Annotated in this window: 9 protein-coding genes; 6 read left to right on the top strand and 3 right to left on the bottom strand. The window is 45.6% G+C overall.

Annotated elements, in window-relative coordinates:
* The first annotated feature begins 79 nt into the window (after positions 1-79).
* Genes ACGHVY_RS04830 through galK form a run of 3 tightly spaced genes read left to right on the top strand, consistent with a single transcriptional unit; the run spans position 80 to position 3,760 of the window.
* Positions 80-1,177, top strand: a complete 1,098-nt coding sequence (locus tag ACGHVY_RS04830) for an aldose epimerase family protein (RefSeq protein WP_390597513.1) — start codon at positions 80-82, stop codon at positions 1,175-1,177.
* Positions 1,178-1,227: 50 nt separating this feature from the next.
* The gene (locus ACGHVY_RS04825) at positions 1,228-2,568 is read left to right on the top strand and encodes an MFS transporter (RefSeq protein WP_390597511.1); all 1,341 of its coding nucleotides are present in this window, start codon (positions 1,228-1,230) and stop codon (positions 2,566-2,568) included.
* A 37-nt stretch (positions 2,569-2,605) separates the two neighbouring features.
* A complete protein-coding gene (gene galK, locus ACGHVY_RS04820; RefSeq protein WP_044656207.1) occupies positions 2,606-3,760 on the top strand; it encodes a galactokinase in 1,155 nt (384 codons plus the stop codon).
* 126 nt (positions 3,761-3,886) lie between these two features.
* Here the strand turns inward: galK and ACGHVY_RS04815 are convergent, their stop codons facing one another.
* From ACGHVY_RS04815 to ACGHVY_RS04805, 3 genes are read right to left on the bottom strand one after another with little or no spacing between them, the layout of a single operon-like run.
* Positions 3,887-4,855, bottom strand: a complete 969-nt coding sequence (locus ACGHVY_RS04815) for a glycoside hydrolase family 43 protein (RefSeq protein WP_390597509.1) — start codon at positions 4,853-4,855, stop codon at positions 3,887-3,889.
* Positions 4,852-6,834, bottom strand: coding sequence for an alpha-L-arabinofuranosidase C-terminal domain-containing protein (locus ACGHVY_RS04810; protein ID WP_390597507.1), 1,983 nt, complete (start codon positions 6,832-6,834; stop codon positions 4,852-4,854). The genes ACGHVY_RS04815 and ACGHVY_RS04810 overlap by 4 nt, the downstream gene beginning before the upstream one ends.
* Before the next feature lie 27 nt (positions 6,835-6,861).
* Positions 6,862-8,403, bottom strand: a complete 1,542-nt coding sequence (locus ACGHVY_RS04805) for an arabinan endo-1,5-alpha-L-arabinosidase (RefSeq protein WP_390597505.1) — start codon at positions 8,401-8,403, stop codon at positions 6,862-6,864.
* A gap of 155 nt (positions 8,404-8,558) precedes the next feature.
* Here ACGHVY_RS04805 and ACGHVY_RS04800 point away from each other — a divergent pair, with 155 nt between their 5' ends.
* From ACGHVY_RS04800 to ACGHVY_RS04790, 3 genes are all read left to right on the top strand, one after another.
* The gene (locus ACGHVY_RS04800; RefSeq protein ID WP_390597503.1) at positions 8,559-12,839 is read left to right on the top strand and encodes a two-component regulator propeller domain-containing protein; all 4,281 of its coding nucleotides are present in this window, start codon (positions 8,559-8,561) and stop codon (positions 12,837-12,839) included.
* Between the two features lie 300 nt (positions 12,840-13,139).
* Complete coding sequence (locus tag ACGHVY_RS04795) at positions 13,140-16,349, top strand: SusC/RagA family TonB-linked outer membrane protein (protein ID WP_390597501.1); 3,210 nt, start codon at positions 13,140-13,142, stop codon at positions 16,347-16,349.
* Between the two features lie 38 nt (positions 16,350-16,387).
* Positions 16,388-18,139, top strand: a complete 1,752-nt coding sequence (locus ACGHVY_RS04790; RefSeq protein ID WP_390597499.1) for a RagB/SusD family nutrient uptake outer membrane protein — start codon at positions 16,388-16,390, stop codon at positions 18,137-18,139.
* The last annotated feature ends 19 nt before the right edge of the window (positions 18,140-18,158 follow it).

The following is an 18,158-nucleotide window of genomic DNA, read 5'->3' as shown; positions in this document are numbered from 1 at the left end:
CCTCTTATATTTAAGCGGAATAATTTGTGAGTAAGAAAGAATTTCCTTTTATTTGCAGGAAATTTTAATAATACCAGACATGAATAACACATTCCCAACAGAAGGGAATCTTTCAGGGCTCAGCCGTGAAGATTTTCAAAAGGAGATAAACAATAAAGAAACTGATTTATTTATCCTCAAAAATGCAAAGGGAATGGAAGTAGCTGTAACCAATTACGGATGCGCCATTCTTTCTATTATGGTACCGGACAAAAACGGTAAGTATGCCAATGTGATTCTCGGACACGACAGCATTGACCATGTAGTCAATAGTCCGGAACCTTTCCTGAGTACGACTATCGGACGCTACGGTAACCGTATCGCCAAAGGAAAATTCACTTTATTCGGCGAAGAACACGAACTTGCCATCAACAACGGACCTAACTCCCTGCATGGCGGACCGACAGGTTTCCACGCCCGTGTCTGGGACGCTGTCCAGATTGACGAGAGTACAGTACAGTTCAATTATGTTTCTGCCGACGGTGAAGAGGGTTTTCCCGGTAATCTGGAAGTGGAAATGACCTACCGCCTGGAAAACGAAGTAAACGCACTGACTATCGAATACCGCGCAACAACCGACAAAGCTACAGTCGTTAACCTGACTAACCACGGTTTCTTCAACCTCGCCGGCATCGCCAACCCTACTCCTACTGTCAACAACCACATTGTCACTATCAACGCAGATTTCTATACACCCATCGACGAGGTTTCCATCCCGACAGGAGAAATTGCCAAAGTAGAAGGCACTCCGATGGATTTCCGCACTCCGCATACCGTAGGCGAACGTATTGACGATAAATTCCAGCAACTGGTATTCGGTGCAGGATATGACCACTGCTACGTACTGAACAAAATTGAAAGCGGTTCGCTTGACCTGGCTGCTACCTGCAAAGACCCGGAAAGCGGACGTATCATGGAAGTGTACACCACCGAAGCCGGCGTACAGCTTTATACCGGCAACTGGCTCAACGGATTTGAGGGCGCACACGGTGCCACATTCCCTGCAAGAAGCGCTATCTGCTTTGAAGCGCAGTGTTTCCCGGACACTCCGAACAAACCTCATTTTCCATCGGCTACGCTACTCCCAGGGGATGAATACCAACAAATCACTGTTTACAAATTTACTGTAGAAGAATAATAATCAAAAATAACTAACCTAATTTTATAAACTAACATTTTTTTTGAATCATGACACAAGAAAAAAAGAACGGTAATCTCATCGCGATTATTACAATGTTCTTCTTATTTGCGATGATCTCTTTCGTGACTAACCTCGCCGCACCTTTCGGTACAATCTGGAAAAATGAATACGCAGGTTCGAGCACATTAGGTATGATGGGAAACATGATGAACTTCCTGGCCTATCTGTTTATGGGTATTCCTGCAGGTAATATGCTTGTCAAAATCGGCTATAAGAAAACAGCTCTTATTGCAATGGCAGTGGGTGTCATCGGATTGTTCATCCAGTATCTTTCCAGCGTATTCGGCGCAGGTACCGATGTTTTCGCATTCGGTGAATATGCTATCAAGTTAAACTTTGTCATCTATCTGCTCGGTGCATTCATCTGCGGTTTCTGCGTATGTATGCTCAACACTGTAGTGAACCCGATGTTGAACCTTTTAGGAGGTGGCGGTAACAAAGGTAACCAATTGATCCAGACTGGTGGAGCTCTCAACTCTTTGTCGGGTACATTGACTCCGCTCTTCGTAGGTGCTTTGATCGGTACAGTGACCGACAAAACTGCAATGTCCGACGTAGCTCCTCTCCTCTTTGTTGCGATGGGAGTATTCGTAGCTGCTTTTATCATTATTTCGTTTGTTGCAATCCCCGAACCTCATCTTCAAAAGGCCGGTTCCGTGAAGGAAAAGTTCGCTCACAGCCCTTGGAGTTTCCGTCACACTGTATTGGGAGTTATCGGTATCTTTATCTATGTGGGTATTGAAATCGGTATCCCGGGTACGCTAAACTTCTACCTTGCCGACTCTACCGATAAAGGTGCAGGTATATTGACGAACGGAGCTGCAATCGGTGGTGCAATAGCTGCTATATACTGGCTTTTGATGCTTGTGGGACGTACTGCAAGTAGTGCTATCAGCGGTAAGGTTTCAAGCCGTACGCAGTTGATTGTTGTTGCAGCTACTGCTATCGTATTCGTTCTAATCGCTATCTTCACTCCGAAAGATGTAACAATCTCTATGCCGGGTTATTCGGTAGGCGAAGGTTTCATGATGGCTCAAGTTCCTATCAGTGCCTTGTTCCTCGTTCTTTGCGGTCTTTGTACTTCTGTAATGTGGGGTGGTATTTTCAACCTTGCTGTCGAAGGTCTAGGAAAATATACAGCTCAGGCTTCCGGTATCTTTATGATGATGGTAGTAGGTGGTGGCGTATTACCGCTGATCCAACAGTCTATCTCCGATGCTGCCGGCTACATGGCCAGCTACTGGCTGATTATCGCTGCTCTTGCTTATCTGCTGTTCTACGGTCTGGTAGGTTGCAAGAATGTCAATAAGGATATTCCTGTGGAATAATAACAACAAATTTATTCACCTTTAAAATATTAATATCATGGATACAGAATACGTAAGAAGTCGATTCATTAAACACTTTGACGGAACTACCGGATTTTTATATGCTTCTCCGGGTCGCATTAACCTGATTGGCGAACACACCGACTACAACGGTGGATTCGTATTTCCGGGAGCAGTAGACAAAGGTATGATTGCCGAAATCAAACCGAACGGTACTGACAAAGTAAGGGCTTACTCTATCGACTTGAAGGATTATGTAGAATTTGGCTTGAACGAAGAAGATGCTCCACGCGCCAGTTGGGCAAGATATATTTTCGGCGTTTGCCGTGAAATGATCAAACGTGGCGTTGACGTGAAGGGATTCAATACAGCTTTCGCGGGTGATGTGCCTTTGGGTGCAGGTATGTCTTCTTCTGCAGCTTTGGAAAGTACGTATGCTTTCGCATTAAATGAACTGTTCGGTGAAAACAAGATAGATAAATTTGAATTGGCTAAAGTTGGTCAGGCAACAGAACATAATTACTGTGGCGTGAACTGCGGCATCATGGACCAGTTTGCTTCCGTATTCGGAAAAGCAGGCAGCTTGATTCGCCTGGATTGCCGTTCACTGGAATATCAGTATTTCCCGTTCCATCCGGAAGGTTATCGTCTGGTTTTGATGGATTCGGTGGTTAAACACGAATTGGCTTCTTCTGCTTACAACAAGCGTCGTCAAAGCTGTGAGGCTGCTGTTGCCGCTATCCAGAAGAAACATCCGCACGTAGAATTCCTGCGCGACTGCACAATGGAAATGCTGAAAGAGGCGAAAGCTGACATCAGTGACGAAGATTATATGCGTGCAGAATACGTAATCGAAGAAATCCAACGCGTACTTGACGTTTGCGATGCTTTGGAAAAGGACGATTACGAAACTGTAGGTCAAAAGATGTACGAAACTCATCACGGTATGAGCAAGCTGTACGAAGTAAGTTGCGAAGAACTCGACTTCCTGAATGACTGCGCCAAAGAATACGGTGTGACCGGTTCACGCGTAATGGGTGGCGGTTTCGGTGGTTGTACTATCAACCTTGTTAAAGACGAATTGTATGACAACTTCGTTGAAAAGACAAAAGAAGCTTTCAAAGCTAAATTCGGTAGAAGCCCGAAAGTGTATGACGTAGTAATCGGTGACGGTTCTCGTAGATTGGAATAAGAGATTATTCAAGATTAAATAACTAAGAAGGGCGGCTTCCCATCACGGTAGCCGCCCTTCTTCTCAATTAAGAAAACCTAAAACCTATTATCTATTGATTTAACTAACTCCAATCTTATTATTCTTTTACTGTACGCCTTCTGTTGTCATCTGTACCCTCTTCATTGTGCCGTCTTCATTGTAATACAAACGGTCGATGCAAACGGAACGACGGAAACTGCCACCGGCGGTATTAATGCCACCATTGTGATAAATGAAATACCAGTCTCCCTTAAACTCGATGATGGACTGGTGATTAGTATTGGAGTTACCCGCAATTTCATTCAGGATGCCTTTATATTCCCAAGGTCCTGTAATGCTACGGCTCATTGCATAGCAAATCTTTTCTGGAAATCCGGAAGCATACGAGAGGTAATACCAGTCTCCACGTTTATGTATCCAGGGAGCTTCCGTAAAACGAGGAAGACTAACCGGAATAATCGGACCGTCCAATTCGATCATGTTCTTTTTCAGTCTGGCATAGTAGCATTGGGTGTTTCCCCAATAAAGATACGCCTGACCGTCATCGTCAATAAAAACTGTCGGATCAATATCATCCCACCGAATTTTGGTATATTCGGTGGTCATGTCATTGGTAACCAATGCCGAACCGCGGGCATCTGCAAAAGGACCTGTCGGAGAATCTGAGACGGCTACACCGATAGATTTACCGGGAATCGTATTGTGTTCTACCGTTACATACCAATAAAACTTGCCGTCACGTTCAATCACCTGGCTTGCCCACGCCTCACCTTTTGCCCAACTGAAATCCTTGGCTTTTAAAGGAACGGGGTGTTCCGTCCATGTTTTCATGTCGGGAGAGGAAAAGACACACCATTCATTCAGCAGATAATGTTCCTTGGGGGGCGGACATTCATCGTGTCCGGCGTAGATATATACTTTTCCATCATGTACCATGGCTCCCGGATCCGCCGTATATTTATATTGAATGATGGGATTGCCATTGGCAATAAAAGTAGTGTCATTCTGCGCTGACAGTCCGGAAAAGGCTGTCAGTGCGAATGAGAAAACTACAAATCTAATCTTATTTATCATTTCTTCGTGAATTTATAAACAGCAAATGTATTCGGTTCCAATTCGGCTGTAAATACATGTCCTTCAATGGATACCGGAGTCTCTTGCGGAGTAATGGCAAAAGGTTGTTCAAGCGTATTATCTTTGTCCAAATCAAGTGAGCGAAGCTTGATACAACGGCCATTCGATAATACGTCTTGTTTCTTCAATCCTGCGAAGTTCAACGAAATAGGTTGGGCAGTATTCGAAGTGTTGGCAACCTTTACAATCAGTTCATTCTTATCCTTATCATATACGGCACTAGCAAAGAGTCCGTTCTGACCTTCGGCACCTGTCACGTTTTTCTTGTCTATGGTAAGCGGAAGTACATTCGTCCCTTTGTTCTGTGCATACAGTTGCTGCACATAGTAACTTACGGTACGTACGGAATTCAGGTTATCAAACCAAATCATGTCCGGACGCCACTGCCAGCCTTCCACATGGGCGAAAAGCGGAGCATAAGTAGCCATATGGACAATGTCAGCGTTACGTTCCAGTCCGGTCATGAAAGCAGCTTCGAGCAAGGCGGCATTGAAATGGTTCCATTTCTTTCCTTTTCCGTGGCAGGCATATTCACCGGCAAAGACTTTCGGACCTTTACGGTCGTAGTTGTCATAACGTGCGCCTTGGGCTAAGAACCAGCTTTCGGGACGATAGAAGTGTTCGTCCACCAAATCAGCTCTCAGGCGTTTCATTTCGGGCCACAGGTAATCGAATTCCTTACCTTCGGAATTAGGGCCGGAGCTGCCTACAATCTTCACATCGGGATACACCTTACGGATAGCTTTGATAAACGGCTCGAGACGTTCGGGATATTCTTTGCCCCATTGTTCGTTACCAATACCGATAAATTTCAGATTGAAAGGAGCCGGGTGCCCCATATCTGCACGCACTTTTCCCCAAGTCGTATTAACGTCGCCATTGGCAAATTCAATCAGGTCAAGTGCATCCTGAATATAGCTGTCCAAATCGCAGACTGCAACGTGAGCTTTCAGGTCGTCATTCTGATATTGGCAAGACAAACCGCAGTTCAGAATTGGAAGAGGTTCTGCACCCATTTCTTCCGACAAGAGAAAGTATTCATAGAATCCAAGCCCGTAGCTTTGATAATAATCCGGGAAGAAACGGTGGGTAAAAGTATATTGCCAACGGTTTTCGTTCAAAGGACGGTTTTCCACGGGACCTACTGACTTCTTCCAGTCATAACGGGTTTCCAGGTCCGTACCTTCTACAATACAGCCGCCGGGAAAACGGAAGACTCCCGGATGAATATCCGCCAAAGCCTGTGCAAGGTCTTTGCGGAGTCCGTTTTCATGTCCTTTCCAAGTATCTACCGGGAAAAGAGAAATGTGTTCCAGGTCTACGGTTCCTTTGGAAGTAAGGAAAATGCGGAGTGTGGATTTGGGATTGGTTACTCCCGGTTTCAGGATTACCTGGTATTTTTTCCATTCTTTTGAGTCAATGGTAAGATTCTGTGTGGCAAAAGCCTGGCGTTCGCCCATTGATTGGGTATCTACGAGTTCAATCCGCAATGTTTCTTTCGTACTTCCCTGTGGCAGACGTGCCCAAACGGAGAAACGATATTCCTCTCCTTTCTTGACGCCGATACCGAAAAAGCCTTCGTTATCAAGTCCGGTATGCTTATGTGCGTGTCCCGGGTCGAAAAGGCGTACATAATGGGGATTACGTTCAAAAGGGCCGTCGTCCATCAATGACACTTTCCCGTAGGTATTCCAGCCCATCAGATGTTGAGGAAACTCGAATGAACGGTTCTTGACAAGTTCGGCATAAAGTCCACCATCGGCAGCGTAGTTGATGTCCTCAAAAAAGAGTCCGTACATGGTAGGTTGGATTTCTGCTCCCAACTTCATGGTTTGTATCACCATTTCATTGGTTTGCGCATGAAGTGCCATTCCGGCAGAGATGGCTAATGCAGCCAAGATTTCTGTGTATCTTCTCATGGTTTTCAATATAAAATTATAGTTGGTTTATTTGATTCTTTTTCCCCAGACAGAACGTCCCCGGCTATCGAGCCCGGTAAAGATAATGGTTTCCGTTTCATTCTCCCAATCGTGTCCTGCAAAGATAATCAGATTCTTAATTTCCTCTTTGCCCAATCTTACCATTAATAGGTGTTTTTCGGTCAAAAAGGACCAATTTCCATTCATTTGCACAATTTTCCATTCGTCATCCGTTATCTCCCCTTTGCAGGTTCCATCCTTTAATAAACTGATACGGGTTGAGAGATTCCACTCACCATCTTTCAATTCACCTTCGCCCCAAAGGATTTGCCCGGCTTCCAACTGGCGTTCGTACTTGGGTTCCTGTACACGGATAACCTCCCACTCTCCTGCCAAGTCCGCTTCGGTGAACTTACGGGGAACTGTCCCTGCATATCTTTCGGGAGAAACGACCGGCCATCCGTCCGGTGTAAAGAACAACTGGCGAATATGCAATACCATCAACTGGTTTTGCGGAGAAAGACGCCCTTGGTGAGCCATGAAATAGTTTCCTTCACCATCGGAGAAAACTCCGCAATGCGCTGTACCCGCCCACCCGGGATGATTCTCAAAACAATAGGGAGCGGTCAGTATCGGAAAATTATTGGTCGTATCTTTCACCGCCTTTCCCGAATAATCGACAAACGGCCCCTCAGCGGCATCCGAACGGCTGACACGTACATTATAGGTTGTCATCAACGGGTCATAAGAAGTGAACAGATAGTATTGTTTCAAATTAGGGTTGTAAATTATTTCCGGTGCTTCGAGGTTGTCTTTCCTGTAATTGGCACGACGTGCTACAAGATGCCCCAAGTCTCCGTTTTTCAGAGGCAATCCAGTTTCAGGGTTCAGTTCTACACAGTATAATCCGCCGAAGAAAGAGCCGTAGTGCATCCACCATTTTCCGGTGACCTCGTCTACTATGACACTTGGATCAATGGCGTTCATGGCAGTGGAATCATCTGTCTTTACGGTACAACCCACTTGCGTCCACGGCCCTTCGGGAGAAACAGATTCAGCAAGCCCGATATAGGAAGTCTTACGCCCGAATGCGGATACACAATAGTACAGACGATATTTGTCCTTGTAGGGGATGATATAGGGTGCCCAAATATTTGTAGCCCCATGTCCGCCCGCGTGAGCCTGTACCCACCGGACAGCTTCTTCGGGTATCTTGGGAAAAGCCCATCCTAGAAATTCCCAATGTACCAAATCCTTGGAACGGCGCATCTGGATATATCCCAAAGGAACTTCTTTTTCTTTGGCTTCCTTCCGGTTTTCACCGAAAATAGCGTCAGTGGAATACATATAATAATAGTCGCCCAGTTTGCGACAGGACGGGTCGTGCACATTATATGTTCCCCACTGGCGATAATCTTCCATTTTAGCTACGGATAAATAATTGTCATCCCAAGGATTCGCAGAAGGAATCGGTTTAAACACAGCAGAAGTGCAACTTGCGAACAAGCTGCCTGCAATTAAAAAGACGGGCAAGAACAAGTTTTTCATAACATCAGTGTTTTCGTTCATCAATCATGTTACAAAAATACGGCCAGTTTCACCTATTGAAGGTGGACATACGAACACGATTGGTGGACAATCCTGTATTCTGCCGAAAAGAAGCCCGTTCCGCTTTTGCGATTTGAGATTATCTTTTAACTTTGCTCTTATTAATACGTACTCGCATGAAAAAACAGCTATTCGTACTCCTTATAATTTATAATATTCTGTTTTTTGCCGGCCGGAAGAACATGCATGCACAGGAACGGTTCGCCGACCGCTACAACATCACATACGTGACAATGAACAACGGATTACCCCACAATTTCATAGATGACTTATATAAAGACAGTCGTGGATTTCTATGGATTTCAACTGCCGGAGGCGGAGTTTCGCGCTACGATGGCTATGAATTTGTGAATTACAATCCCAATACCCCTCATTGCAAACTGAAAAGTAACTTTATTATTAATGTATGCGAAGATTCATTTCAAAGACTTTGGATGGTGTCGGAAGGAGGAACGGATATCATTGACCTCACCAACCTGAAACCGACCTTGCCGGGAGATGCCAAAGGGGTATTGAAAAACGTCTTGAATCAGCCGGCTGCGCACGTCATGAAAGATTCTAAAGGTTGCATCTGGTTACATTGCGCCAATAAGCTCAATCGTATTGAATTTAACGAAAAAGGAGAAGTAAAATCTGTTTCCACTCTCGATCCCGTTGCCCTGAACGGACCGAATATCGCTCTTCAGGATATTGACGAAGACGGTAAGATATGGGCGGGAATCAATGGTGAAATACTTAAAGTGGATTGGGACTCACAAGGAAAACTGACAGCCATCCCCATCGCCGAATGCCTAAAATTCGAGTCCGGAACCTATATATCCGATTTTCTAATGAAGGAAAACGAGGTATGGGTTTCTACTGACCGGGGACTGTTCCGATATAATAAAAACGGGAACGTCGTCAAACGGTACGAACACGACCCGATTAATCCCCGTTCGCTTTCACAAAACTATCTGACCGACCTAGCTATCACAAATGATAAACAATTGATTATTGCCACCTTGTGCGGTGTGAACATCTATAACCCAATGACCGATGACTTTGAACGCATCGCATCCTATGGCCTTCAGAATGGAAGTTCCAATCTGCTGAACAGTAACTTTATCAATGACATACTATCTGAAGAGGATCATATCTGGTTCGGAACAGAAACCGGCGGTATCAATATGCTGAGTCCAAGACGGTTATCCATACGTAACTATAAACACGACAAAGAAACCCCGTCGAGCTTGTCCTACAATCCGGTAAATGCCGTTTATGAAGATATTTACGGCACATTATGGGTAGGCACCGTAGAAGGCGGACTGAACCGGAAAGAGCATAACAACGAGCAGTTTACTCATTTCACCCGTGAAGGTGAGGGACTGAGCCATAATTCTGTCAGTGCATTGACAGCCGATCAAGACGACCATCTATGGATAGGAACTTGGGGCGGAGGTATCAATTTGCTTGACTTGAAAGCTCCCCGACAAGTGCTGAAAGTAATTTCTTCTCAGACAAGCGGAGGATTTCCAATCGACTTTATCGGTTCGCTGACATACGACCCTATAAATAATGGTGTATGGATAGGAGCCAATCAAGGACTTTATTTTTACGAAATGGCTACCGGAAAAATCTGCGCTCCCCTGGCAAACAGAGTGGCGCAAAATATTCACGGCTGCATCGGTTCTATAATTGATAAAAACGGGAAACTCTGGATAGGATGCATGGAAGGTGTGTACATCATCGATCTCCACTCACGCACATCCGCAGGGGAGTTTCAGCACAGGCATCTGAATTTTAAACTGGATGATCCCGACTCACATCTGATTGAAAAAATCACCTGTTTCTTTGAAACCAAAGATGGTACTCTGTGGCTGGGAAGTAACGGATACGGTATTTACAAACGGACAATAGACAAACAGGGTAAGGAAATATTCGTATCTTACAGTACTTCTCAAGGGTTGCCCAACAATAGTGTGCGCGGCATATTGGAAGACAGCGACGGCCATCTTTGGATTGGGACAAATAATGGCCTTTCCTGCTATCATCCGGAAGAGAATCGCTTTATCAATTATACTTCTCAGGATGGGTTGATTGACACCCAGTTTTACTGGAACGCCTCTTGCCGTTCGACACGTTCGGGACAAGATTTACTTTATTTCGGCAGCGTAGGCGGATTGGTGGCTATCGAGAGTAATCGTCCCGCCATTTCTCTTCCTGCCGTCAAGGTTCGTTTCACACGCTTGAGGATTGGTAATGAGGAGATTTTGCCAGGAAACGAATATTTGCCTGAAGATATTGCTATCACTAGTGAGTTACGGCTACACGAGAAGGAGAAATCGTTTTCTTTAGAATTTTCAGCACTCAATTTTGAAGCGAGCAACACGGCTATTTACAGCTACCGGCTGCTCGGATTTGATGAAAAATGGGTGCATGTGCCCGGCAATCGCCGTTTTGCCAGTTACACAAATTTGCCTCCGGGAAATTATACGCTGCAGGTAAGATATACCCCTGACAGAGAAAATGAAGGGGAAAATGTAACGGAGTTGAACATCACAATTGTCCCTTACTTTTATAAGACTGTATGGTTCATTCTATTAATCATCATTCTCGTGCTTGTGATTGTATGGCAATTTTACCAATGGAGAATTCGCACGCTGAAACGGCAGAAGGAGTATTTGCATCGCACGGTGGAAGAACGCACGCACGAACTGGAGCAACAGAAACATTTGTTGGAGAATCAGACCGAAGAACTATCACGGCAGAACCGGATGCTGACCCAACAGAATGAGAAAATTACGAAACAGAAAGCACAGTTGATCCGAATGTCGCGCAAAGTGCAGGAGCTGACACTTGATAAGATTTCTTTCTTTACGAATATCACACATGAGTTCCGAACGCCGATTACGTTGATTATCGGGCCTATTGAGCGTGCATTGAAGTTGAGTTATAATCCGCAGGTGATTGAACAACTTCATTTCGTAGAGCGCAATTCGAAGTATTTGTTGTCTCTGGTCAATCAGTTGATGGACTTTCGCAAAGTGGAATCCGGCAAACTGGAAATTGTCAAGACGCGGGGGAATTTTCTGAAATTCATTGATTCGCTAATCACTCCTTTCGAAGTGTTTGCAGGGGAAAGGAATGTCGTGCTGAAACGATATTACCGGATGGAAACACCGGAGATTCTGTATGATGAAGAGGCAATGCGTAAAGTGGTGACTAATCTGTTGAGTAATGCAATTAAGTTTACGCCGAATGGAGGTACTGTCTCACTGTATATATCTTCCCTACCATCTAGTAAGAGTGGAAAAGAATCTTTATATATATGTGTCGGAGATACGGGACCGGGCATTCCGGAAGAAGACCTGAACAGGATTTTCAATCGTTTCTATCAATCGCAGAACCAAGTGAAGTATCCGGTTTATGGACAGGCGGGAACAGGTATAGGCCTTTATCTCTGCAAACGAATCGTGCAGATGCACGGTGGAGAAATCAAAGTGCGTAACAATCGCCTTGCGGGCTGTTCTTTCCGCCTTCTCCTCCCCTTGCAACAGGAAGAAGAAAAGGATGATAAGTTAATAATCATTGATTCTAACGGTTCTTCATCCAATCCTGTCCCGGCTTCTGAGCCCTCCAAAGAGAAAGAAGCTTTGACGATTCTAGTGGTAGAAGACAATGTAGATATGCGGAGATACATCCGTTCCATTCTCCGTGAACAGTACAATGTACTGGAGGCGTCAAACGGCGAAGAGGCGCTAAATATTCTTTACAGCACCCCGGTGGATTTTATCATCAGTGACTTGATGATGCCTGTTATGGATGGCATTGAGCTCTCCCACCGAGTGAAGGATACTTTTGCCATTTCACACATACCTTTCTTGATGCTGACTGCCAAGACCTCGCAAGAGACACGCCTGGAAAGTTATCGTATGGGAGTGGATGAGTATCTGCTGAAGCCATTTGATGAGACTTTGCTCTTGACACGCATTCAGAATATCTTGGAAAACAGGAAGCGGTATCAGCGAAAATTCACACTCAACATGGATGTGGATGTGCTAAATATGAAAGAGGAATCCGGAGATAAGAAGTTTCTGAATCATGTAATGGAGGTCATCAAGGAGAATTATAAGAATTCTTATTTTGAGGTAAGTGATTTTAGCGAAGCGGTCGGAGTGAGCAAAAGTCTGCTGAATAAAAAGCTGCAAAGCCTCATCGGACAATCTGCCGGACAGTTTATCAGGAATTATCGATTGAATATAGCACGCGAACTGATTCTGAAGAATCGGGAAACAAAGAATATGAATATTGCGGAAATATCTTATGAAGTCGGGTTCAATGATCCGAAATATTTTACAAGGTGCTTCACCAAATACTTCAATACGACACCGAGTTCACTGCTTAATAAGGAAGAATAGTTTTATCTAAAACAATAATTCCACATAATAAGCTGTATCTTTTTACACTTAAAATACTTTTATCCACCTCTAAAACACGTTTGTCCACCCTCATTTACAATCAATGCCATATTTTTGCCATGCAATTGGTGCTCAATCCTTTGGAAGAGAACCATGCATTTAAAGTTTATCTAATATTAATATTATGAAGAATGACAAGAAAATGGCTGTCGCATCGTGCATAGCATCGGCTGAATTCAACCTTTCCCCTATTGCACAACAATCTAATCCATCAAATTTACAACCTTAATACTTTTAAAAATGAGGAAACATTTATTTTTTTCCGTAATGCTTAGTCTGTGTACCTTTGGCGGCATAGCGGTGTATCCTACACCTGCAATGGCTACCGTGGCACAATCTCCGACTATCAAGGTTCGTGGTCAGGTTATCGACGAACAAGGTGAACCCATGCCAGGGGCTACCGTCAGGGTTAAAAATGGACAAGGCGGAACCATCACCGACTTAGACGGAAACTTCCAACTGGAGGTTCCCGGAAACGCTACCCTTTTGATAAGCTATGTGGGCTTCAAGGAACGTGAAGTGGCTGTTCGCAATCGTGCTATTATTGAAGGCATCCAGTTGCAAGCCGATAATAAGATGCTTGAACAAGTGGTTGTCGTAGGTTACGGTACACAAAAGAAATCCGACTTAACCGGTTCTGTTGCCGTGGTAGATGCGGAAGCCTTGAAACAGACATCAAACTCCAACATCTCCACCATGCTCGAAGGTAAGGTTTCCGGTGTGCAAGTCACCTCCGACGGACAGCCTGGTGCCGATCCCACCGTTCGCATCCGTGGTGTCGGGTCTTTCGGCGACACCTCTCCTCTTTATGTTATCGACGGTGTTCCCATGGGAACTTCCATTCGCGATTTCTCCTCAAACGATATTGAAACCATCCAAGTACTGAAGGATGCTTCGGCTGCTGCCATCTACGGTTCGCGCGCTGCCAATGGTGTGATTATCATCACTACCAAACGCGGACAAAAAGACCAACCGCTGAAAGTGGATTACAATGGATACTTCGGTGTGGATAATATCCCTAAGGGTGTCTATGATGTAATGAATGCTGACCAGTACAGCCAGTACATTGGTCAGGCGGCCGCAAACTCCAACACTCCGTTGCCAACGGGATACAAGCTTGACAGCGAAACCGGAAAATACCATTTCCAAGATGACACCAACACTAACTGGTTTGACGAGGTATTCAAAACGGGTATCCGTCAAAACCACAATGTGAACCTCTCCGGAGGTGGTGCCCATAACACCTATAATATATCATTAGACTATTTCAACCAAAAAGGGACTCTCGAAGGTGCCGGCCCTAACTACGAACGTTATACGGCGCGTGTCAACAACACCATGGAGACCAAGTTCATAAAGTTCCAGACCAGCCTTGTTTACTCCCACTCCGACCAAGACAACATGGGCTTGTCGAATGCTTCCGAATACGTTCAAGGCTTGTATGGTGATGTTACCAACGTGCTGCGTGGCACTTTACTGATGCAGCCCACCATCAAGGCATACGATTCTTCTACATGGGTACTTGATAACTTGGTGGGAATCGCCAACAACTTCAATTATGACGCTTACGGCTACGGCGTATACTACGATACCGTGCATGGTGACATCTCCGCTTCCAACCCGTTGCTGGTAAATAACCTGCTGAAACGCAACACTCGCGTGGATCGTTTCGTGGGAACCGGATCTGCCGATGTGGATATCCTCAAAATGATTGGCGTTGACAACAAAAATCATAAGCTCAACTATAAAGTCAACCTCTCTTACAGCAAAACCCATTGCAAGGACTTTACTTGGATTCCTGCATGGGTACAAAGCAACCGTGTGTACTTGGCCAAGAGCAACGAACGACTCACCAAAGGGTCGCGCGACTATTCGGATGCTTTAATAGAGAACGTGATTACTTACGATGGCACGATAGGCAAGCATCATATCAACGTATTGGCAGGCCAGAGTTACGAAGAAGAAGACACCGACCTGCTGACCGGATGGGGAATCAACTTCACCGAACCTTATTTCCTACAACTCCAGAATGCTTCCGATACGTATTCTGAAAGCTACGAATACAAGCATTCAATCCTCTCTTACATCGGTCGTATCAATTACAATTACGATGACAGATACTTATTCTCGGCAACAGTGCGCCGGGATGGCAGTTCCCGCCTGACCAGAAATATCCGTTGGGGAACTTTCCCTTCCGTCTCTGTGGGTTGGCGTTTCGACAAGGAAAAATTCTTCCCTTTCGACCAAAATATCGTAAACCTGTTCAAGGTGCGTGCCAGCTATGGTGAACTCGGTAACGAGAATATCGGTGAGTATATGTATCAGGCTGTCATGTCGCGCAACAACATGACTTACAATTTCAACGGTAACGTAGTGACCGGTTCTGCCGTTTCCACTTTTGTGGACAATAACTTGGCATGGGAGAAAAAGAAGACCTACAACGTGGGTATCGACCTTGCCTTGTTTAACAATCGCTTGGAATTCACAGCCGAATGGTACAAGAATACCAGCGAAGACCTGCTATATGCTGTCCCTGTTCCCGAACAGGCCGGTGTATCCAATACCACCGTTACGATGAATGCCGCCTCGATGAACAACTCCGGTTTTGAGTTCTCGGCTACCTACCGTAACCGCGATCGTGACTTCAAGTATGAAATTTCGGCCAATCTCAGCACGTTGCGCAACCGCGTAACTTCGCTAGGCTTTGGTACCGACTCTTACATCTCCGGAGCATACATTACCAATGTAGGCCAAGAAATAGGCCAGTTCTACGGCTGGGCTTATGAGGGCATTGCCCGCACACAGGAAGACTTGGACAACCACGCCACTCAAGAGGGTGCCCAGATTGGTGACTGCCTCTATAAGGACGTAAGCGGACCGGACGGTAAACCCGACGGTAAAATAGACGCCAACGACCAAGTGGTGCTGGGCAGCGGTATGCCTAAGATTCATTTCGGCCTTAATGCCCGTTTTGAATACAAGCGTTTCGACTTGAGCATTGCTACCTTCGGTGCGCTGAACTATCACGTCAGCGACGACATCTACAACTCGCTTAACTCTTGCTACGGCTGGGGAAACAAAGAGGTGGGTATGCTCGATGCCAACCGCTTTAGCGAAGACGGTAGCACTTACCTTTCCAACGTGCCACGCACCTATGTCACCAACAGTGCCAGCTTGGGTTGGAACGACCTCTTCAGCTCACGCAAGATTCAGAACGCAGCCTACTGGAAGATTGCCAATGTAGAATTAGGCTACAACTTCCCCAACGAGTGGTTCGGTAAATATGTATCTGATGTACGCTTATACGTATCAGCACAGAATCTTCACACATTCACCGGCTATCACGGTTATAATGTAGACTATGCGGGAGGAACTTTCACCCCGGGATACAACTTCTGTTCTTATCCTACTGCACGCACTTTCATGTGTGGCGTTCACTTTACATTCTAATCGTTACTATCTAGTACCAAATACTAAAAACATTTCTTATGAAACTAAATAAATATTCACTTGCTCTCATTTTGGGATTTAGCACGCTGTTTTCTTGCAGTGACAGAATGGATTTGTTGAATCCCAACCAGCAAACCTCAAGTACTTTCGGCTTCAATGCCGATGATTTGGAGGAAAGCGTGATTGCTGCCTACAACCACATCCGTATGGAGGGTTCCTATGCCCGTGTAGGCTACACCATCGACGTGTGCCGTGGCGATGAAGCCTGGAACTCTTCACAAGTGTGGTATCTCCCTTTCGATGACCTTAACGCAGAAGTCACCTCGGACATCACATGGTGGCCTTGGCGGGAATGGTACTACACCATCAACGTATGCAACTTCGCCATTTCGCGTTGCGGTGAGGACAACAGCCTACTTTCTGATAAAATGAAACGCATCAAAGGACAAGTGCTTTTCCTACGCGGCCTATCGTACTACAACTTGGTTGGTTATTATCAGAATCCACCCCTCATCACAGATTATGCCACCTATTCATCATTGGACGGACTTTATACCTCCAACAGCACATACAACGACGTACTCGATCAGGTGGAAAAAGATTTCCATGAGGCGATGGCATTGCTTCCTTCCCGTGATGAAGGCGGTGAATGGGCTGGCGGACGCGCCACCTGCGGTGCTGCGGCGGGCTATTATGCCCGTGCCTTAATGATGCGCCAGAAATACAGCGATGCACTCACGGTGCTGAAAGATATCATCGGCAAGAAATACGGCACCTATCGGCTGATGCCCAACTATGGTGATAACTTCCGAGAAGGTTCGGCATACGAGAACAATGCAGAAAGTCTCTTCGAAGTGCAGTACCTCGACTATGGTTCGCAAGGCACCGACGACGAGTGGACTCCGGTTAATACAAGCCCCAATGCTACACAAGGTTCGGCCATTGAGAGCAACTTTGGTCCCGGCAACTACGGAGGATGGGCCGATATTTCGGCTTCTCCATGGCTCTATCAGCTCTTCAAAAGCGAACGTACTACCAATGGTAAACTCGATCCCAGGCTCTATTGGACTATCGGAACCTACGAAAATGACTGGGCGGATTTCGAGTATGGTAATGTAGCTTATACGCATACACTTACAGCCACCGACAACATCGTGACCAACAACACTTATGGCGGTTTGCCGATTGCCAAATTCACAAATCTCCGTACCGGTCTGTATAGCACTATCATTACAGGATTGCACGATGGCATCAACCTGCGCCTGATGCGCTATTCCGATGTGCTGCTACGTGCTGCCGAATGCGAAAACGAGGTCAATGGTCCCACACAGCAAGCTATCGACTGGATCAACGAGGTGCGTGGGCGCGTCGGTCTGGCAGACTTAAAACTCGAAGACTTCGACACGGCTGACAAACTCTTTGAACAGATAGCCAATGTGGAACGTCCTAAGGAGTTCGGCTGCGAATTTGGCCGAGGCTTCGACCTCATCCGCTGGGGCTTCTTCTATGACAGCGGCCGCTTGCAGCAACTCAAGAAACACGGCACGGTACGCCGCTCTACAGTGGGAGTAAAGGATCCTGTGAACTACAGCGATATAGCAAACGATTCTGAACTGAAGAGCACTTTCGACACCTACATATCCGGACACGAATTCCTGCCCATTGTGCAGCAGTTGATGAACAACAATCCGAATCTGAAAGGCAACTCTGCCAACTATAGTACAGATAACTCCAGTTACTTCCGGGAAAGCGGGTGTAAAGTGCGTCCGGTTGTAAATTTAAGCAAGTAAATAAACTTAGAAGAGGTCT

Origin of the sequence: Bacteroides sp. f07 (assembly GCF_042854785.1) — a bacterium.
Lineage (GTDB): Bacteria > Bacteroidota > Bacteroidia > Bacteroidales > Bacteroidaceae > Bacteroides.
This window is presented reverse-complemented; position numbering and strand designations above follow the sequence as displayed.

Excerpts from the sequence above, each read along its gene's own strand:
- ACGHVY_RS04800 (WP_390597503.1), top strand. The coding sequence starts at position 8,559 with ATGAAAAAACAGCTATTCGTACTCCTTATAATTTATAATATTCTGTTT.
- ACGHVY_RS04815 (WP_390597509.1), bottom strand. The coding sequence starts at position 4,855 with ATGATAAATAAGATTAGATTTGTAGTTTTCTCATTCGCACTGACAGCC.
- ACGHVY_RS04805 (WP_390597505.1), bottom strand. The coding sequence starts at position 8,403 with ATGAACGAAAACACTGATGTTATGAAAAACTTGTTCTTGCCCGTCTTT.
- ACGHVY_RS04790 (WP_390597499.1), top strand. The coding sequence starts at position 16,388 with ATGAAACTAAATAAATATTCACTTGCTCTCATTTTGGGATTTAGCACG.
- ACGHVY_RS04825 (WP_390597511.1), top strand. The coding sequence starts at position 1,228 with ATGACACAAGAAAAAAAGAACGGTAATCTCATCGCGATTATTACAATG.
- ACGHVY_RS04810 (WP_390597507.1), bottom strand. The coding sequence starts at position 6,834 with ATGAGAAGATACACAGAAATCTTGGCTGCATTAGCCATCTCTGCCGGA.
- ACGHVY_RS04795 (WP_390597501.1), top strand. The coding sequence starts at position 13,140 with ATGAGGAAACATTTATTTTTTTCCGTAATGCTTAGTCTGTGTACCTTT.
- galK (WP_044656207.1), top strand. The coding sequence starts at position 2,606 with ATGGATACAGAATACGTAAGAAGTCGATTCATTAAACACTTTGACGGA.
- ACGHVY_RS04830 (WP_390597513.1), top strand. The coding sequence starts at position 80 with ATGAATAACACATTCCCAACAGAAGGGAATCTTTCAGGGCTCAGCCGT.